The following is a 15,514-nucleotide window of genomic DNA, read 5'->3' as shown; positions in this document are numbered from 1 at the left end:
CCATCTGAGCTGCGCCGCTTTACATTTGCGCGCTCCATACATGTTTTTTCGCAAATGCGAAAGGGGGGCAAAGCGTATTGGTCTGCATGGCAGCCATGCAGACCAATAGTTTTAGAGCAAGGTTCCGGACAGGATTATCAGTGCGATACTGAAGTAAATCACCAATCCGGTTACATCAACAAGCGTTGCCACGAACGGCGCCGAGGCGCTCGCAGGATCGAAGCCGAGCTTCTGCATGGCGAATGGCAGCATCGACCCGGCCAGCGAGCCGAATGTCACAATTCCGACCAGCGCTGTGCCGACGGTTGCGGCGACGAGCGGCCAGTGCTGGCCATAATCGTAGAGACCCAACATTTGCCACGTCGTAATCCGGACCACGCCGATCAGCCCGAGGAACGAGCCTAGCACGAGGCCTGTAGGGATTTCGCGCAACGCAACGCGCCACCAATCCTTCAACCGCAATTCCTGCAAGGCCAGGGCGCGGATGAGCAAGGACGTGGCTTGGGAGCCGGAATTGCCGCCGGAACTCATGATAAGGGGTATAAAAAGGGTCAAAACGACCGCTTTCTCCAATTCCCCTTCGAAATGCTGCATGGCGCTGGCGGTCAGCATTTCGCTCAAGAACAGCACACCGAGCCAACCGGCGCGTTTGCGCAGCATCTGAACGAAACCGATTTGCATGTAGGGCTTGTTCGGAGCCTCCATGCCGCCGAACTTCAGCGTATCCTCGGTCATCTCCTGGGTCATAGCGTCGATCACATCATCGACGGTGACGATACCGATGATCTGGTCGCTGTCATTTACCACCGGGACGGCGAGCAGATCGTGCTTGCGAAAGAGCCGCGCCACGTCTTCCTGATCGGTCAACGGGGCAACCGTCACGGGGGCGACATCGCGGCCAACACTCATGATCGAAGCGTCCGGTTCGCTGGTGATCAGGCGCCGCAGGGTTACGACCCGCAATAGATTTTTTGTTGCGGGATCAGTAACATAGATGGCATAGATGGTCTCCCTCGACCGCTCCACTTCGCGAATGTGCTGCAGCGTTTGCGCGGCGGTCCAGGTGGACGGTACGCTGACGAATTCGGTCGTCATCAGGCTGCCCGCTGTATGCGGCGGATAGCGCAGGAGCTTGCGCAATGCGGCCGTCGTTTCGGGCCCGAGGCCGACAACAAGTCGGGCCCGGGTCTCCGTATCGAACTCATGAAAGATGTCGGTGACACGGTCGATGGACATTGCGTCAAGGAGTTGCCGTGCGGTCTCGGCCGGCAATCCCTTTATGATACTGGCCGCGTCATGCAACTCCGGCTGATCCAGGATCAGGACCGCGTGCTCGTGCGGCATGTCGGCAAGAATCTCAATCGATTCAGATAGTTCGAGCTCATTGAGAAGCTCGATCGCATCCGCAGCATGCATGGTTGCAAGCTGTTCTGCGAGGGTCAGCACGGGTGCCAGCTCGGCATTGTCCGCACCTGTGGGAAAGCGAAGATCGTTCATTTAGCTCGCCTTTCTGTCGATCCGCCGTCACAGGGGATCGAGGCGAGCTGATCTCAGATCAGGCCACGATCGCCGTTGACGGCGCAAACAATCGACTACTACTGTCGTCGTTGGGCATGAGAGATTTAACTCCGGTTGAAGATATACAGACTTGTGGACACAGGTCCGCACGATGTGCATTTGGTCCTGTCGAAGGCCAAAGTCAAGTCTTTTGATTTGCTGCAAAAAACACAACTTCGTGCAACTAAACTTCGCGCTCCGATTGATAAACATGCGCCGGAATCGATGATTGTTGTGTGGGTTTTGCCGATTCTTGCATAAGATTAGATGCTTCTTGCAGCAAAACGCATGCGGCTGCGAGCTTACCGTTTAAGAAGTAGATTCCGGGAAGGCTCAGCCCCTCACCCGTGCATTTTCCGGATCATATAGTGGCTCCAGATGAACTTTGGCGGCGTAACGTTCGTTGGCGACGATGAGCTCATATTTGCCATCGGTAAGGAAAGCATCGGTGATGCCATCGGCGTCGCGCACATAGCCGAGACCGATCGGGCTATCGACCGTGTAGCCATAGCCGCCGCTGGTGAGATAGCCGACCGGCTCGCCATTGCGCAGGATGGTCTCGCGACCGAGGAGTACGACGTCCTTGTTCGTGACTGTGAACGTTGCGAGGCGTTTTTTGAGCGGAGCGGCATGGATGGCCTCGCTCGCCTGCCGTCCGACGAATTCGGTGTCCTTGCGCAGTTTCACCGCCCAGCCGAGCCCGGCCTCGAAAGGTGAATCATTCGGGGTGATGTCGGAGCCCCAGGCGCGGTAGCCCTTCTCCAGACGCAAGGATTCGAGTGCCCGGTAGCCGACCGGCCGTATGCCGAATTCTTTGCCGGCCAGCATCAGGACATCAAAGACCTCGCCGGTTGCAGCAATCGGTACATGCAACTCCCAGCCGAGTTCGCCGACATAGGTGATGCGCAGGGCGCGAACGGTTATTCCAGCGATCTCGATCTCGCGAACATGGCCAAAAGGGAAGGTGTTGTTGCTGACGTCGGCGTTGGTGAGCCCAGCCAGCACGTCGCGGGCCTTCGGCCCCATCAGCGACAGGGTGCCGAAGTTCTCGGATACGTCGGTGAGTTTCGCATCCAGGTCTTTGCCGATGTGATCCCGGATCCAGGCGAAATCATGGGTGCGAAAGCCGGTGCCGGTGACGATGTAGAACCTGTCATCGGAGAGCCGCGCAACGGTCAGGTCGCACTCGATGCCGCCGCGCGTGTTCAGGAGCTGGGTATAGGTCAGGCGGCCCGAAGGTTTCGACACATCATTGGCGCAGATCGTATCGAGCGCCTTCGCGGCATCCTTGCCGGTCAATTCGAACTTGGCAAAGGACGACTGGTCGAAAATGCCGACCTTGTCGCGCACGTGCCGATGTTCTGCTCCGACGGCATCGAACCAGTTCTGCCGGCCCATGGAATAGACGTCTTCCGCAGGCGTCCCTTCGGGCGCAAACCAGTTGGGTCGCTCCCAGCCGAGCTTGGAGCCGAACACGGCGCGATGCTTCTGTAAGCGCTGATAGAGCGGCGAGACGATTGCGGGGCGTCCGGACACATATTCCTCGTGCGGAAAACCGACCGTGTAGTGTTTGCCATAGGCTTCCAGCGTGCGGTCGCGGACCCAATCGCGGTTGCGATGGAGATTGGAGAAGCGCCTGATATCGACGGTCCAGAGGTCGAGCGGCGCTTCGCCATCGATGGCCCATTGTGCCAGCACCCAGCCCGCGCCGCCGCCGGAGGCGATACCGAACGCATTGAAGCCGGCTCCGACGAACATGTTGGAACACTCCGGTGCGACGCCGAGGATGAAATTGCCGTCGGGCGTGAAGCTCTCCGGGCCGTTGATCATCTGCTTGACGCCAACGGTTTCAAGCGCGGGGATACGTTCGATCGCAGCGAGCATATGCTGCTCGAAATGATCGAAATCATCATCGAACAGGCGGAACTGCCAGTCGTTCGGCACATCGCCGGTCATCCAGCTTTGCGGATTGGGTTCATAACCGCCCATGACGAGGCCACCGACTTCTTCCTTGAAATAGGTGCGGCGGTCCGGATCGCGGATTGTCGGCGCATTGGATGAAAGCCCGTCGATCTTTTCGGTGATGATATATTGATGCTTGACCGGCTGCAGCGGTACATTGATGCCAGCCATCTCACCGACCTGCCGCGCCCATTGGCCGGCGCAATTGACGACTTTTTCGCAGGCAATGTCGCCCTGATCGGTCTTGACCTTGACGATCCGGTCGGTTCCCGTACCTGTATTGGCCATCTCGAAGCCGGTGACGCGCACGTTCTCGATGAGTTTCGCGCCATGCATGCGGGCGCCGCGCGCCAGCGATTGCGTGATGTCGGAAGGGCTGGCCTGGCCGTCGGTCGGCAACCAGCTCGCGCCAACGAGATCATCGACACGCATCAACGGGAACATGGCCTTGACCTCCTGCGGGGAGAGGAGGTGCATTTCCATGCCGAAACTTCCCGCAGTGGTTGCGAGGCGGCGGAACTCGGTCCAGCGATCCTGATTGGTGGCCAGGCGCAGACAGCCGGTCATTTTCCAGCCCGTCGCAAGGCCGGTTTCCTCATCGAGACGTTTGTAGAGATCGACGGAATATTTGAGCACGCGGGTAATCGACGCGGAGGAACGCAATTGCCCGACCAGCCCAGCCGCGTGCCAGGTGGAGCCAGAGGTCAGTTGCCCCATTTCCAGCAATACCACGTCGGCCTTGTGATCCTTGGCAAGATGATAGGCCGTCGAGCAGCCGATAATCCCGCCGCCAATGACGACGATCTGGGCATGGGAGGGGAGGGTCATAATGATGTACCGCTTTTAGAGATCACAGTTGCATATCCATCGTGCGTGGTTCGCCCTTCGACAGGTCAGGAGGCTCACCATGAGGGCGGTGGGTGCATGGCAACAATGGTCGCCGAGAGTTCCTTGCTTGGCTCCCTGCAATCAACCTACCTCCCTCATGGTGAGCCCCGTCGAACCACGCACAATTGGGTTTGCCAATCAAAAGAGTCAAATAGCTGCAGGTCAGAATCATTTTCCATATTCAGTCCGATAATAATCAAGGGCCTGATCAAGGCGCTGCAGGTTTTCGGTAGTGTAAGCGACGTAGTCGACGCCGGGTGCGTCGAGGTAAAGCTCGGAAACCATGCTCCACATGGCTTCGCGCAACAACGAAGCGCATTGCATGGCGGCATGGGCGCGCTTGAGTTCGAAATCGGGTGGTCCTTGAAAATAGGCGGCAAGCAGGACTTCGGATTCGTCTTCGCTTAATCCCGCATTGGAGGCAAGGCCCGCAAGATCGAACATCGAGGTCGAAAAACCGGCATATTCGAAATCGATCAGCCAGAGGCGATTGCCATCATCGAGTATATTGGCAGGCAAGAGATCGTTGTGGCTGAAGATGATCGGCAGCGGCCGTTGCGCGGCTTCCATTTCCGCCGCGATGGCAAGATAAGTGGCAAGGTGCGGTACCATGCGGCTGTTCCCGGCCTTCAGCGTGCGAGCGTAATCGCGGATGACATGGAAGACCCAGAACATGAAACCGGGCCCGAGAATATGTTCGGGCATCGTCATGTGGAATTGCCGGATCATATGCGCCACACGTGAAATATTGGCGCGAACATCGCTTGCGGCGTAGGTGCGTGCGCCGAGGAACGCGGTTACCATGACGCCGTCGCCCGCGTGGAACAGTTCCGGGGCAAAACCGGCGCGATGCGCGGCTTCGGCGGTCATTGCCTCGCGGTCGCGGAATACGTGGTGAAATGGATAGTCCTTGCCGAAGCGAACGACATATTTGCGATTGTCATCCTCGACGACATAGCTCTCGTTGCTAATGCCGCCCTTCAAAAGAGCAATATGAATATCGCCCTGCCAGAGTGGCAGAGCGGCAATACGTTCTTTGATTGCGTCAGAGAGTGCAGAAGTTGCTGTCATCGGCTGACAAATACGTGGTTCGACAGACTCACCATGACGGAGTTTGTCTGTTGAAGGAGGGTTGTGGGCTCTCCAAGAACAGGAATCCGTCTGTGGCAAAGACTTCTGTTTCGCACCCCCATACCTGCTTTTTGATTATTTGCAGGGATACTACCCCTCATGATGAGCCTGTCGAACCACGCATTTATCTAATAATGTGACTTTCCACCTTTATTTCACCTATGTCAACATGTTTTTGTGGTGATTTGTGGCTTTGCTGACCGATTTGGAGGAATCGTGTGGTAATACTGTGGGCAATTTACTCTTGGCTAAGGTTTCGGGCATGAATTCCAAACGACACGGCGAAATAAAACGGCTGCTGCAGGACGAGGGAACCATTTCGATCGCCGATCTGGCTCAAAAACTTGGCGTATCCCTGGAGACGATCCGGCGCGACGTAAAGCCCATGACCGATGAGGGCATAATCGTCAAAATCCACGGTGCCATCGGCCTGCCACAGCATCTGGGCGAAGCGCCCTTCGAGATACGCATGCGTGAAAACGCCCCAGCCAAGCGCATGATTGCGCAATGGGTGGCGCGGACTATCCAGGACGGCGAATCCATCATGCTGGACACTGGTACGACCACGAGTTTTCTCGCCCGCGAGTTGTTACAGCACCGGAACCTGACGGTCGTAACCAATTCATCCGATATCGCCCGAACGTTGGCGACTGTGAATGGCAACAGGGTTTTCATGGCGGGCGGCGAGTTGCGCAGGGATAGCGGAGCGGCCTTCGGGGTTTCGGCCATCGAGTATGTCAATCGCTTCAGTGTCGCCCATTCTGTTATTTCCGTTGGTGCGATGGATGCGATTGGCGGCCTTACCGACTACGATCTGGAGGAGGCGGAATTTGCCCGCACAGTATTGTCGCGCGGCACACGTTCGATTGCGATCACAGACGCGGCGAAATTCGGCAAGCGTGGCCTGGTTCAGGTTTGCGGTTTTGGCGGGTTCGGTGAACTGGTGACCGACCAGGAACCGCCTGCCGACATCATGCAGGCGCTGCATGCGGCCGGTACAGTTGTGAACATCGCCGGCAAATAAGCATGAATCGGGTGGGCGTCGTACTCTGAGGTGCTAGAATCACGCTTGAACCGGAGATTGACGTGATGAAGACCTTGGTACGAAAGTCCATTCAGACGCCTCTTGGACGGATGATTGCGATGGCGGGCGATGAAGGATTGTCCTTGCTGGAGTTTGACGACCGGCCAGCCTTGCCGGTGGAGGTCAAGGAGCTCGAAAAACGCTATGGCTATTCCATAGAACCTGGCCACAATGCCGTGCTTGAGCAGATCGAGGCCGAACTCGCCGATTATTTTGCCGGCTCGCTCACCGGGTTCGAAACACCGCTCGTGCTGCCGGGGATGGCATTTCAGCGGCAGATATGGTCGACCCTGCAGGCAATTCCCTATGGCGAAACACGCACATATGGCGGCATAGCACGGGATATCGGCAAGCCGGGTTCAAGCCGCGCCGTGGGTGCGGCCAATGGGCAAAACAGGGTTGCGATTGTCGTGCCGTGCCACCGCGTCATTGGTGCGGATGGCTCGCTGACCGGTTACGGCGGCGGACAGCGGCGCAAGCGCTTCCTGCTCGACCTTGAACACCGGATATTCGCCGGCATGGCCAGGCAACCAGTGTTCCATCCGATCACTGCGCAGGGAAGCCTGTTGTGAACAGGGGCCTGTGCTAAACTGCCACCTGCATTTGTGTGCCCACCCTGCTTATATTCAATCTGGTCGCTCGCTGTGACCGGAAAGGCAGAAGTCCCGTGTCACATATTCACTACCATCCTACTGAAAACCCGATGAAAACCGGAATTCTGGGACGCTGCCCGCGATGCCAGCAGGGGCATCTGTTCAATGGCTTTCTCAAACTGGCGCCATCCTGCGAGGTTTGCGAGCTGGATTATTCCTTTGCCGATCCTGCCGACGGTCCGGCGTTCTTTGCCATGACCATCGTCGCGGTGCCCGCCCTGGTCTTCGCACTGTGGCTGCAGACGACGTATGAAGTGCCGATCTGGGTGCATCTGATTACGACACTGCCGTTGACGCTGTTTGGTAGCCTAGTGCTGCTGCGACCGCTGAAGGGCTGGCTGGTCTGCTCGCAATATTTCCACAAGGCCGAAGAAGGCAAGCTTGTGCGCAAGGGCGATATCTGAGGGATTGCCCTTGCGCAATATCGATCAGGCGTTGGCGCCGCCATCGATGGTGAGCGATGCGCCAGTGATAAAGCGGCCTTCGTCGCCCGCAAGGAACGTTACGAGACCTGCGATATCGCTCGCCTCTCCGAACTTTGGAATCGCCATACGTGCGCGCTGGCCATCAGCATGATCGCCATTGGCGGGATTCATGTCCGTATCGGTCGAGCCGGGGTGGACGATGTTGGCTGTGATATCCCTCGGGCCAAGGTCACGTGCCAGCGCCTTGGTCAGACCTACTAGAGCGGCCTTGCTGGTTGAATAGGCGATGAGACCGGTGAACGGCACGATCTCGGCAAGATTGCTGCCGATGTTGATGATACGCCCGCCGGCTTTCATCAATGCCGCTGCTGCCTTTGCAGCGACGAAGCTCGCGCGGACATGGATGGACATGACGCGGTCGAACTCCTCCAGCGTCAGTGCATCGACGCTATCCATCGAATAGACGCCGGCATTGTTGACGAGAATATCCAGCCTGCCAAATTTGGCGTGGGTTTCGTTGACTGCGGCCTCGATGGCGGCTGCATCGAGATTGTCAGCCTGAAACGCGATGGCGCGACCGCCCAGCTTCTCGATTGCCGTGACGGTATCGTGTGCCTTGGCAGCGGCACTCGTGTAGGTAATGGCGATATCGGCGCCATTCTCGGCCAATTTCAGTGCAATTGCCGCGCCCATGCCGCGGCTTCCGCCGGTGATGAAGGCAACTTTATTTTCGAGACGTGACATCGTATTTCCTTTCTGTAATGATCGATACATATCGCAATGTCACTATTGCGAAGCGGCGTCAAGTGATTTATGTATTGGTCACTACAGAAAGGAAATTCGTGATGTCTCCGAAGGGCCGCCCGCGTGCATTCGACCGCGATGCAGCGCTTGATTGCGCCATGCGCGTGTTCTGGCAGAAGGGCTATGACAGTGCGTCCATGGCGGATCTGACGCAGGCGATGCACATCAATGCGCCCAGTCTCTACGCCGCATTCGGCAGCAAGGCGGACTTGTTCAGGGAGGCGGTTGAACTTTATACGAACAAGATCGGACAGCGCATCAAACATTCGCTGCCGACAGCGGCAACGGCGAAGGAAGGCGTTGCGGATTTTCTCATGCAGACAGCCATCTCGCATACTGATCCAAGCCAGCCGCATGGCTGCATGGTGGTGATGGGCGCGCTGCATGGCGATGAGGGTCCCGGCACGCCGTCATCGCTGCTGAAGGAGCGCCGCCTCAACAACGTGACACAGTTGCGCCAACGGCTGGAACGCGCCGTGCGCGAAGGAGAGCTTTCAGAGACGGTCGATATCCAGCAGGTGGCGGAATTCTACGCGACTGTACAACACGGCATGTCGATCACAGCGCGTGATGGCGCCACACTCGAGCAATTGAAGAAGACCGCCGATGCTGCCATGGCGGCCTGGGGCGGGTTGACTTCACCCTGATGGGCATCTGATGCTGCCTCATCAGGCTGAATTCAGATGCAAACTCGTCAGCGCCTAGATCGAACGGACGGGATCGAGCGTTACCTTGTAGAGTTCGGCATCCTCGCGGTCCATCAGCTTCACAGTCATCTGTTCGCTGGCCGCATCGATATCGACGAGACCGAAGAATTGCAGCCCCGCTGATGGTGGCAGGTTCTGACCTTGCTCGGGCGTTGGCGCCTTGATGAACTTGAGTTCCGGCCCGAAGGTCTGGTCGAGATCGTTGGGACCGAAGGTGCCGGCATGGATGGGGCCTGAAACGAATTCCCAAAACGGCTCGAAGTCCTGGAACTGCGCCTTGTCCGGATTGTAATAGTGCGCTGCCGTGTAATGCACATCTGCCGTGAACCAGACGGTATTGCGGATACCGGCGGATTTGATGAAGCGCAGCAGATCGGCGATCTCGAGCTCCCGGCCCTTCGCGGCCCCATTATCGCCATTGGCGACGGCTTCCGCACCTTTCTTGTCCTTGGCATTATCCCATACGACCAGACCCAGCGGCATGTCCGCCGCTATCACCTTCCATGTGGCCTTGGAATTGAGCAATTCACGCTTCAGCCAGCGCACCTGGTTCGCGCCAAGAATGGACGATTGCGGCGTGATCGTATCTTCCATATCCGGACCATTCGGGCCGCGATAGGAACGCAAGTCGAGAAAGAAGACGTCAAGCAGCGGGCCATAGGCGATCTTGCGATACACGCGTCCGGGTTCAGCAGGCGTATAGCGGATCGGGGTCATTTCATGAAAAGCACGCGCCGCCCGGGCCGACAGAAGCGCGATGGACTTTTCAGTGTAGCGATCGTCGGCGGTCAGATCCTTGGAGGAAGACCAGTTGTTGAGCACCTCGTGGTCGTCCCACTGGAGAAAAGTCGGGCAGATTGCGTTCAGGGCCCGGACGTGATCGTCAAGCATGTTGTATTTCCACTGGCCCCGATATTCGTCCAGCGTTTCGGCCACCTTGCGCTTTTCATCGGTGATGATGCGGTTTTTCCACTTGCTCCCGTCCTTCAAAGTCGTCTCTTCCACAAGAGGACCGTCGGCATAGATCGTATCGCCCGAGTGCAGGAAGAAATCGGGGGTGTGGCTGGCGATAGTCGCGTAGGTCTTCATGCCGGTCTCGTCGATACCCCAGCCTTGGCCCACCGTATCGCCCGACCAGGCAAAACGGATATTGCGCTTTGCCGACGGCGCAGTTTTGAAATGGCCTACAATCGGTTCTGAGACAGCATTGAGGTCGCCGAGATCGACTGCAGTCAGGCGGTAAAAAATATTCTGATCCGAGACGAGATCGGTAAGCAATTGCTTTACCGCAAGGTCGCTGTCCGGGAAGGCATTGAGCGGTGGTAACGAATAGGCGTTGGCAAAGCTCTCCGTGGTGGACACTTCGATATTGACACGCGCTGGCCTGTCGGTTCGCGTCCAGATCATGCCCGTTGTCGCGTCGACGTCGCCCGACTGAACGCCATGCGTGAAAACGGGTCGCGCATTCGCGCGTGAATAGGATGGGAGGGCAAGACCTGACGCTGCGGTCAGTGCAACGGCTCCCGATGAAGCGAGGAAGTTGCGGCGCGTGAACGAAGCCGATCTGCTCATAGTGTTTTCTCCGGGCTGGCTGACGCATGACCCCAAAATCGCAAAGGCCTGGGGGAGGATCATGCACCATTTCAAAGTGGCTGGCTGTGTCTTCTTTGCGCGGAGAACGTTTCAGTTTTTTTGCAGTTCTGTGAAGTTTGTTCAAAACAAAAACGGGCAGCCAAGGCCACCCGTTTCGTCGGTAACAGCAGAAGCTGATGATCAGCTTGCAGTTTCTTCAGCCGGAGCTTCTTCGGCAGGGGCAGCAGCTTCAGCAGCGGCAGCCTTTTCAGCTTCAGCGGCGGCGGCAGCAGCTTCCGCATCAGCAATGACCTTGGCCTTTGCATCTTCTTCAGCCTGCTTGGCCATGGCAACGCGCTCCTGGGCCTTCTTGCCCGGCAATGCCTTTTCAGGATTGCTGCGGGTGTCGCGCTTGGCGATACCGGCCTGATCAAGGAAGCGAAGAACGCGGTCCGTTGGCTGTGCGCCGTGACCGATCCAGTAATTAATGCGGTCGGCATCGAGCTTGACGCGGTCGCCATCCTTGGGAAGCATCGGATTCCACGAACCGACGTTTTCGATGAAACGGCCATCGCGCGGCGAACGCACGTCAGCAATGACGACGTGGTAATAAGGGCGCTTCTTCGACCCTGCGCGGGCCAGACGGATTTTCAGTGACATTGGTATTCTCCTTAGTCGTTGGTTTAACCGCCGTTTTCCTTGGCGGCTGTTGTTTCGTGATGCCTGATCACTTCCTTGACGATGAAGTTCAGGAACTTCTCGGCAAAATCGGGGTCCAGATCTGAATCCAGCGCCAGTGAGCGCAGACGTTCAACCTGTAGTTTTTCACGGCCCGGGTCAGCGGGTGCGAGGCCATTCTTCGCCTTCAATACGCCCACTGCCTTGGTGCAGCGAAAACGTTCGGCGAGCATGTGGATCAACGCTGCATCGATGTTGTCGATGGAAGCGCGCAATTGAAGTAGTTCCTTGGGGAGCGAGGAGGACGACATATTCACCCTTTCTTTTTCGGCAGCCCTGGAAGACCGCCACCAAGGCCGGGCAGACGCGGCATGCCGCCGCCGAGGCCACCCAACCCGCCCGGAAGACCACCAAGCCCACCAGGCAAGCCGCCACCCTTGCCGAAACCAGCGGCTTCCGCCTGTTTCTGCAGGGCTTCGAGCTGCTTCGGGTCCATTTTGGACAGGTCCGGCATGCCGCCCATGCCGCCAAGGCCACCAAGACCCATTTTCGCGCCAAGGCCGCCCATCATCTGTTTCATCATGCCGCCTTTGCCCTTGCCGCCCATCGCCTTCATCATGTCCGCCATCTGGCGATGCATCTTGAGAAGCTTGTTGATGTCGGCGGCATTGGTGCCGGAACCCTTGGCGATACGCTGCTTGCGCGAGTGCTTGAGCAGATCGGGATTGCCACGCTCGGCCTTGGTCATTGACGAAATGATCGCGAGCTGGCGCTTGAAGATCGAATCGTCGAGACCGGCCGCAGCCATCTGGTCCTTCATCTTGCCCATGCCGGGCATCATGCCCATGATGCCGCCCATGCCGCCCATCTTCTGCATCTGTCCGATCTGATCAGCCAGATCGTTGAGATCGAACTTGCCGGACTGCATCTTCTTGGCCATCGCCGCGGCTTTTTCCGCATCGATGTTTTCAGCTGCCTTTTCGACCAGCGAAACGATATCACCCATGCCAAGAATGCGATCGGCGATACGCCGCGGATAGAACTCCTCCAGCGCATCCATCTTTTCGCCGGTGGCAATCAGCTTGATCGGCTTGCCGGTGACGGCGCGCATGGAAAGGGCTGCACCGCCGCGGCCATCGCCATCCATACGGGTAAGAACGAGGCCGGTGATGCCAACACGCTCATCGAAAGAGCGCGCAAGATTGACGGCGTCCTGGCCGGTCAGCGCATCGGCAACCAGCAGGATTTCATGCGGGTTGGCCTTTTTCTTAATGTCGGCCATTTCGATCATCAATGGCTCGTCGATATGGGTGCGGCCCGCCGTATCGAGGATGACCACGTCATGGCCGCCGAGCTTGGCCGCCTGCACGGCGCGCGCCGCGATCTCGACGGGTGTCTGGCCGGCAATAATCGGCAGCGTGTCGACGCCGGTCTGCACGCCGAGCTGGCGCAACTGTTCCTGTGCGGCGGGACGGCGCGTATCGAGCGAGGCGAGCAGCACCTTCTTCCTCGACCGCTCGGTCAAGCGCTTGCCGATCTTGCCGGTGGTGGTGGTTTTACCGGAACCCTGCAGGCCGACCATCATGATGACGACTGGCGTCGGCGCGTTCAGGTCTATGGTGACGCCCTCGGCGCCGAGCATGTCGACCAGCTCGTCATGGACGATCTTGACAACCATCTGGCCGGGCTTGATGCTCTTGACGATATCGGCGCCGACTGCCTTGGCACGAACCTTGTCGGTAAACGAACGGACGACATCGAGCGCGACGTCAGCTTCGATCAGGGCACGGCGCACTTCGCGCAAGGCCGCCGCGACATCGGCATCCGACAGCGCACCGCGGCCTGTGAGGCCGTTCAAAATCGAACCAAGTCGTTCCTGTAAACTTTCAAACATCCAGTTTTCCTTCAGAGTCTGTTGCAAACTCTACTGCGGCGGCCATCTGACGCGATTTTCTGCGCTTCCGGTGCTCACGTAGTTTACGTACGCTGCGCTCGTCGCAAGGGCACCCCAAAAACCACGCCATATGTCTCGCCGCAGCGACTTTCCAAACCGACTCTTATCCTTCCAGAGACCTGTTCCCCAAAAGATAAGTACCAACCGCGCCAAGGCAAAGAGCTCAAAGCAAAATGACACCCGAGGGCGCATCGCGCTGTCGGGTGTTGACCTCCGGGATCGTCTAGACCCTTGCGGGGTCCCGGTCGGCTGCTCGGAGTTTCAAAACTCGTCGCGGATTGATGGACGGCTTAAACAGGAAATGCCGCGTGGAGTCAAGACGTGCCGGGTCAGGCGCGCTTTTTCCGGCGTGTCGCAACGTCAGGCCGCCCATTTTGGGTTTCGAGTTGCATGGACTTGCGCAATGCCTCGTCGATGCGGCCCTGCCAGCCACGCCCGCTTGAGCGATAATGATCCAGCACATCCGGGCTAAGGCGGATGGAGACCGGGATTTTTGGCATATCAGCAACCGGACGACCGGGGCGGCGCTTTGTCAATTCGGTAATGAGGACGGTGTCCGGGTCGTCTAATACTGCTTTTGAAATTGCGGCATCTTCCGCGGGGTGATGCTGTCGAGCGCCGCCCTAATCCGTGCCCGATGAGCCAAGAGCTGCTGATCATTCATAGTATTTCGCATATTTTCTGATCTCAATCGTTTTTGATTTTCGCAAAGAGATGACCCTGATTTTATCGCTCCGTTCCGTGTAAACAAGAGTGAAGAGTGGAGGCCCGATAAACCCTATAGCCACAATCCTTTCCTCTTCATAATTATGCCTGTCGTCCAGATGCTCTAAAGCAGTGTTGAATTCAAACTTTTCAGCCGCGCCAAAGGCAACGCCATGCTTGCGCAAGTTCGCTTTGGCCCTTTCCTCGTCCCACTCAAATCTATCCATGGAATCGCTTTGGTCAATAATTATTGTATATACAATAAATATGGTGCAAGCGTAGCCGAAACCGCGAAAGGCCTCCAGCGGAACTCTCTCAAAAGGTCTCATCAATTAGTTCAAGGGCGGGCGCGTGGGGCAATTGGGTCAGTAACAACCCTAGATTGTATTGGTGCCGGTCGCGGAATTGGCCGGTCACGCATGCGATTTGCCACTTGTGCGAGCCCATAGTGAGCCTGAAACGCTGAGAATAGGCGCCGATTCACCGGCGACAGCTCGATTCTTGCAGATGACAGCACGAAAGAAAAATGGCAGATAGGAGCACGACGATTCAACCTTTGAGGAGATTTTCATGGCATTCGTTGCCAAACGCAGTTTTTTTGCGGCTGTAGCGACAGCGCTTCTTATGACGGCAGGTGTGGCGCAAGCTGCCGCGCAATGCGGCAAAACTTCCGCCGGATTCGAGGCATGGGTCCAGGACTACAAGCAGGATGCGCAGGCGCAGGGTGTTGGTAGCAGGGGCATCAATGCACTGGACAGTGTCAAATATTCCACGAAGACGATCAACGCTGATCGTAACATGAAGAGCTTCAAATATTCGTTCGACAAGTTCATGCAGGTGCGCGGTGGTCAGACGATCATTGCGCGGGGCAAGGCGCAGAAGGCGCAGAATGCGGCGCTGTTCGCCCGCCTCGAACAGCGTTATGGCGTCCCGGCTGGTCCTTTGATTGCGATCTGGGGCATGGAAACCGGTTTCGGCAGCTTTATGGGCAATCAGCACACGCTTTCCGCCGTGGCAACGCTAGCCTATGACTGTCGTCGGCCAGACTATTTTCGCCCCAATCTCAATGCCGCTTTGAAGCTGATCGACAATGGCACGCTTGCTCCAAATGCAGTCGGCGCCATGCATGGCGAAATCGGTCAGACGCAGTTCCTGCCTTTGAACGTCTTGCGTTATGGAGCTGATGGCGACGGCAATGGCCGTATCGACATGGTCCGCTCGAAGGCGGATGCCCTCGCATCGACAGCGAATTTTCTGGTCGGACATGGCTGGCAGCGGGGCGCAGGTTACCAGCCGGGGCAGGCGAATTTCGGCGCCATCGCTGGCTGGAATGCTGCCAGTGTCTACCAACAGGCGATTGCCTATATGGGCGCGAAGATCGACGGTGAATAATC

General features: G+C 57.5%; 15 protein-coding genes. 5 read left to right on the top strand and 10 right to left on the bottom strand.

Annotated elements, in window-relative coordinates; translation table 11 throughout:
* Positions 1 to 111: 111 nt before the first annotated feature.
* The 3 genes from mgtE to C7476_RS08900 all read right to left on the bottom strand — a co-directional run bounded on the left by mgtE (position 112) and on the right by C7476_RS08900 (position 5,478).
* Positions 112 to 1,497, bottom strand: a complete 1,386-nt coding sequence (mgtE, locus tag C7476_RS08910) for a magnesium transporter (protein ID WP_114429568.1) — start codon at positions 1,495 to 1,497, stop codon at positions 112 to 114.
* Positions 1,498 to 1,890: 393 nt separating this feature from the next.
* Entirely contained in the window at positions 1,891 to 4,347 is a 2,457-nt protein-coding gene (locus C7476_RS08905) for a GcvT family protein (protein ID WP_114429566.1), read from the bottom strand.
* 228 nt (positions 4,348 to 4,575) lie between these two features.
* Positions 4,576 to 5,478, bottom strand: coding sequence for a choline/ethanolamine kinase family protein (locus C7476_RS08900; protein WP_114429564.1), 903 nt, complete (start codon positions 5,476 to 5,478; stop codon positions 4,576 to 4,578).
* Between the two features lie 322 nt (positions 5,479 to 5,800).
* Between C7476_RS08900 and C7476_RS08895 the strand changes: the two genes are divergently transcribed.
* The 3 genes from C7476_RS08895 to C7476_RS08885 all read left to right on the top strand — a co-directional run bounded on the left by C7476_RS08895 (position 5,801) and on the right by C7476_RS08885 (position 7,679).
* Positions 5,801 to 6,562, top strand: a complete 762-nt coding sequence (locus C7476_RS08895) for a DeoR/GlpR family DNA-binding transcription regulator (RefSeq protein WP_114429562.1) — start codon at positions 5,801 to 5,803, stop codon at positions 6,560 to 6,562.
* Positions 6,563 to 6,627: 65 nt separating this feature from the next.
* Positions 6,628 to 7,194 (top strand): methylated-DNA--[protein]-cysteine S-methyltransferase, encoded by a 567-nt coding sequence (locus C7476_RS29090; RefSeq protein ID WP_114429560.1) that lies wholly within the window; start codon positions 6,628 to 6,630, stop codon positions 7,192 to 7,194.
* A 131-nt stretch (positions 7,195 to 7,325) separates the two neighbouring features.
* Positions 7,326 to 7,679 carry a DUF983 domain-containing protein gene (locus tag C7476_RS08885; protein WP_114429558.1) on the top strand — a complete coding sequence of 118 codons (354 nt, stop codon included), beginning with the start codon at positions 7,326 to 7,328 and terminating at the stop codon, positions 7,677 to 7,679.
* 24 nt (positions 7,680 to 7,703) lie between these two features.
* On the opposite strand, the gene C7476_RS08880 is transcribed toward C7476_RS08885, so the two are convergent.
* Complete coding sequence (locus C7476_RS08880; protein ID WP_114429556.1) at positions 7,704 to 8,444, bottom strand: SDR family oxidoreductase; 741 nt, start codon at positions 8,442 to 8,444, stop codon at positions 7,704 to 7,706.
* A 101-nt stretch (positions 8,445 to 8,545) separates the two neighbouring features.
* On the opposite strand from C7476_RS08880, the gene C7476_RS08875 reads away from it, so the two are divergent.
* The gene (locus tag C7476_RS08875) at positions 8,546 to 9,151 is read left to right on the top strand and encodes a TetR/AcrR family transcriptional regulator (protein ID WP_114429554.1); all 606 of its coding nucleotides are present in this window, start codon (positions 8,546 to 8,548) and stop codon (positions 9,149 to 9,151) included.
* A 54-nt stretch (positions 9,152 to 9,205) separates the two neighbouring features.
* Here C7476_RS08875 and C7476_RS08870 read toward each other — a convergent pair whose 3' ends face one another.
* From C7476_RS08870 to C7476_RS08845, 6 genes are all read right to left on the bottom strand, one after another.
* Positions 9,206 to 10,783 (bottom strand): alkaline phosphatase D family protein, encoded by a 1,578-nt coding sequence (locus C7476_RS08870; protein ID WP_114429553.1) that lies wholly within the window; start codon positions 10,781 to 10,783, stop codon positions 9,206 to 9,208.
* A gap of 201 nt (positions 10,784 to 10,984) precedes the next feature.
* Positions 10,985 to 11,443 carry a 30S ribosomal protein S16 gene (gene rpsP / locus C7476_RS08865; RefSeq protein ID WP_114429551.1) on the bottom strand — a complete coding sequence of 153 codons (459 nt, stop codon included), beginning with the start codon at positions 11,441 to 11,443 and terminating at the stop codon, positions 10,985 to 10,987.
* A 23-nt stretch (positions 11,444 to 11,466) separates the two neighbouring features.
* A complete protein-coding gene (locus C7476_RS08860) occupies positions 11,467 to 11,772 on the bottom strand; it encodes a chorismate mutase (RefSeq protein WP_114429549.1) in 306 nt (101 codons plus the stop codon).
* A gap of 2 nt (positions 11,773 to 11,774) precedes the next feature.
* The gene (gene ffh, locus C7476_RS08855) at positions 11,775 to 13,355 is read right to left on the bottom strand and encodes a signal recognition particle protein (RefSeq protein WP_114429547.1); all 1,581 of its coding nucleotides are present in this window, start codon (positions 13,353 to 13,355) and stop codon (positions 11,775 to 11,777) included.
* A 389-nt stretch (positions 13,356 to 13,744) separates the two neighbouring features.
* A complete protein-coding gene (locus C7476_RS08850; protein WP_114429545.1) occupies positions 13,745 to 13,999 on the bottom strand; it encodes a BrnA antitoxin family protein in 255 nt (84 codons plus the stop codon).
* A gap of 72 nt (positions 14,000 to 14,071) precedes the next feature.
* Entirely contained in the window at positions 14,072 to 14,449 is a 378-nt protein-coding gene (locus tag C7476_RS08845; protein ID WP_245426242.1) for a BrnT family toxin, read from the bottom strand.
* Between the two features lie 241 nt (positions 14,450 to 14,690).
* Here C7476_RS08845 and C7476_RS08840 point away from each other — a divergent pair, with 241 nt between their 5' ends.
* Positions 14,691 to 15,512 (top strand): lytic murein transglycosylase, encoded by an 822-nt coding sequence (locus tag C7476_RS08840; RefSeq protein WP_114429543.1) that lies wholly within the window; start codon positions 14,691 to 14,693, stop codon positions 15,510 to 15,512.
* Positions 15,513 to 15,514: the final 2 nt, after the last annotated feature.

This window comes from Phyllobacterium bourgognense, assembly GCF_003337575.1.
In the GTDB taxonomy this organism is placed as follows: Bacteria; Pseudomonadota; Alphaproteobacteria; order Rhizobiales; family Rhizobiaceae; genus Phyllobacterium; species Phyllobacterium bourgognense.
The sequence above is the reverse complement of the archived record's forward strand: the minus strand, read 5'-3'. Positions and strand labels throughout refer to the sequence as shown.

Bases quoted from the DNA above. Each gene is read 5' to 3' on its own strand.
- C7476_RS08880 (WP_114429556.1), bottom strand. From the start codon at position 8,444: ATGTCACGTCTCGAAAATAAAGTTGCCTTCATCACCGGCGGAAGCCGC.
- rpsP (WP_114429551.1), bottom strand. From the start codon at position 11,443: ATGTCACTGAAAATCCGTCTGGCCCGCGCAGGGTCGAAGAAGCGCCCT.
- mgtE (WP_114429568.1), bottom strand. From the start codon at position 1,497: ATGAACGATCTTCGCTTTCCCACAGGTGCGGACAATGCCGAGCTGGCA.
- C7476_RS08895 (WP_114429562.1), top strand. From the start codon at position 5,801: ATGAATTCCAAACGACACGGCGAAATAAAACGGCTGCTGCAGGACGAG.
- C7476_RS29090 (WP_114429560.1), top strand. From the start codon at position 6,628: ATGAAGACCTTGGTACGAAAGTCCATTCAGACGCCTCTTGGACGGATG.
- C7476_RS08870 (WP_114429553.1), bottom strand. From the start codon at position 10,783: ATGAGCAGATCGGCTTCGTTCACGCGCCGCAACTTCCTCGCTTCATCG.
- C7476_RS08845 (WP_245426242.1), bottom strand. From the start codon at position 14,449: ATGAGACCTTTTGAGAGAGTTCCGCTGGAGGCCTTTCGCGGTTTCGGC.
- ffh (WP_114429547.1), bottom strand. From the start codon at position 13,355: ATGTTTGAAAGTTTACAGGAACGACTTGGTTCGATTTTGAACGGCCTC.
- C7476_RS08840 (WP_114429543.1), top strand. From the start codon at position 14,691: ATGGCATTCGTTGCCAAACGCAGTTTTTTTGCGGCTGTAGCGACAGCG.
- C7476_RS08905 (WP_114429566.1), bottom strand. From the start codon at position 4,347: ATGACCCTCCCCTCCCATGCCCAGATCGTCGTCATTGGCGGCGGGATT.
- C7476_RS08885 (WP_114429558.1), top strand. From the start codon at position 7,326: ATGAAAACCGGAATTCTGGGACGCTGCCCGCGATGCCAGCAGGGGCAT.
- C7476_RS08875 (WP_114429554.1), top strand. From the start codon at position 8,546: ATGTCTCCGAAGGGCCGCCCGCGTGCATTCGACCGCGATGCAGCGCTT.
- C7476_RS08900 (WP_114429564.1), bottom strand. From the start codon at position 5,478: ATGACAGCAACTTCTGCACTCTCTGACGCAATCAAAGAACGTATTGCC.
- C7476_RS08860 (WP_114429549.1), bottom strand. From the start codon at position 11,772: ATGTCGTCCTCCTCGCTCCCCAAGGAACTACTTCAATTGCGCGCTTCC.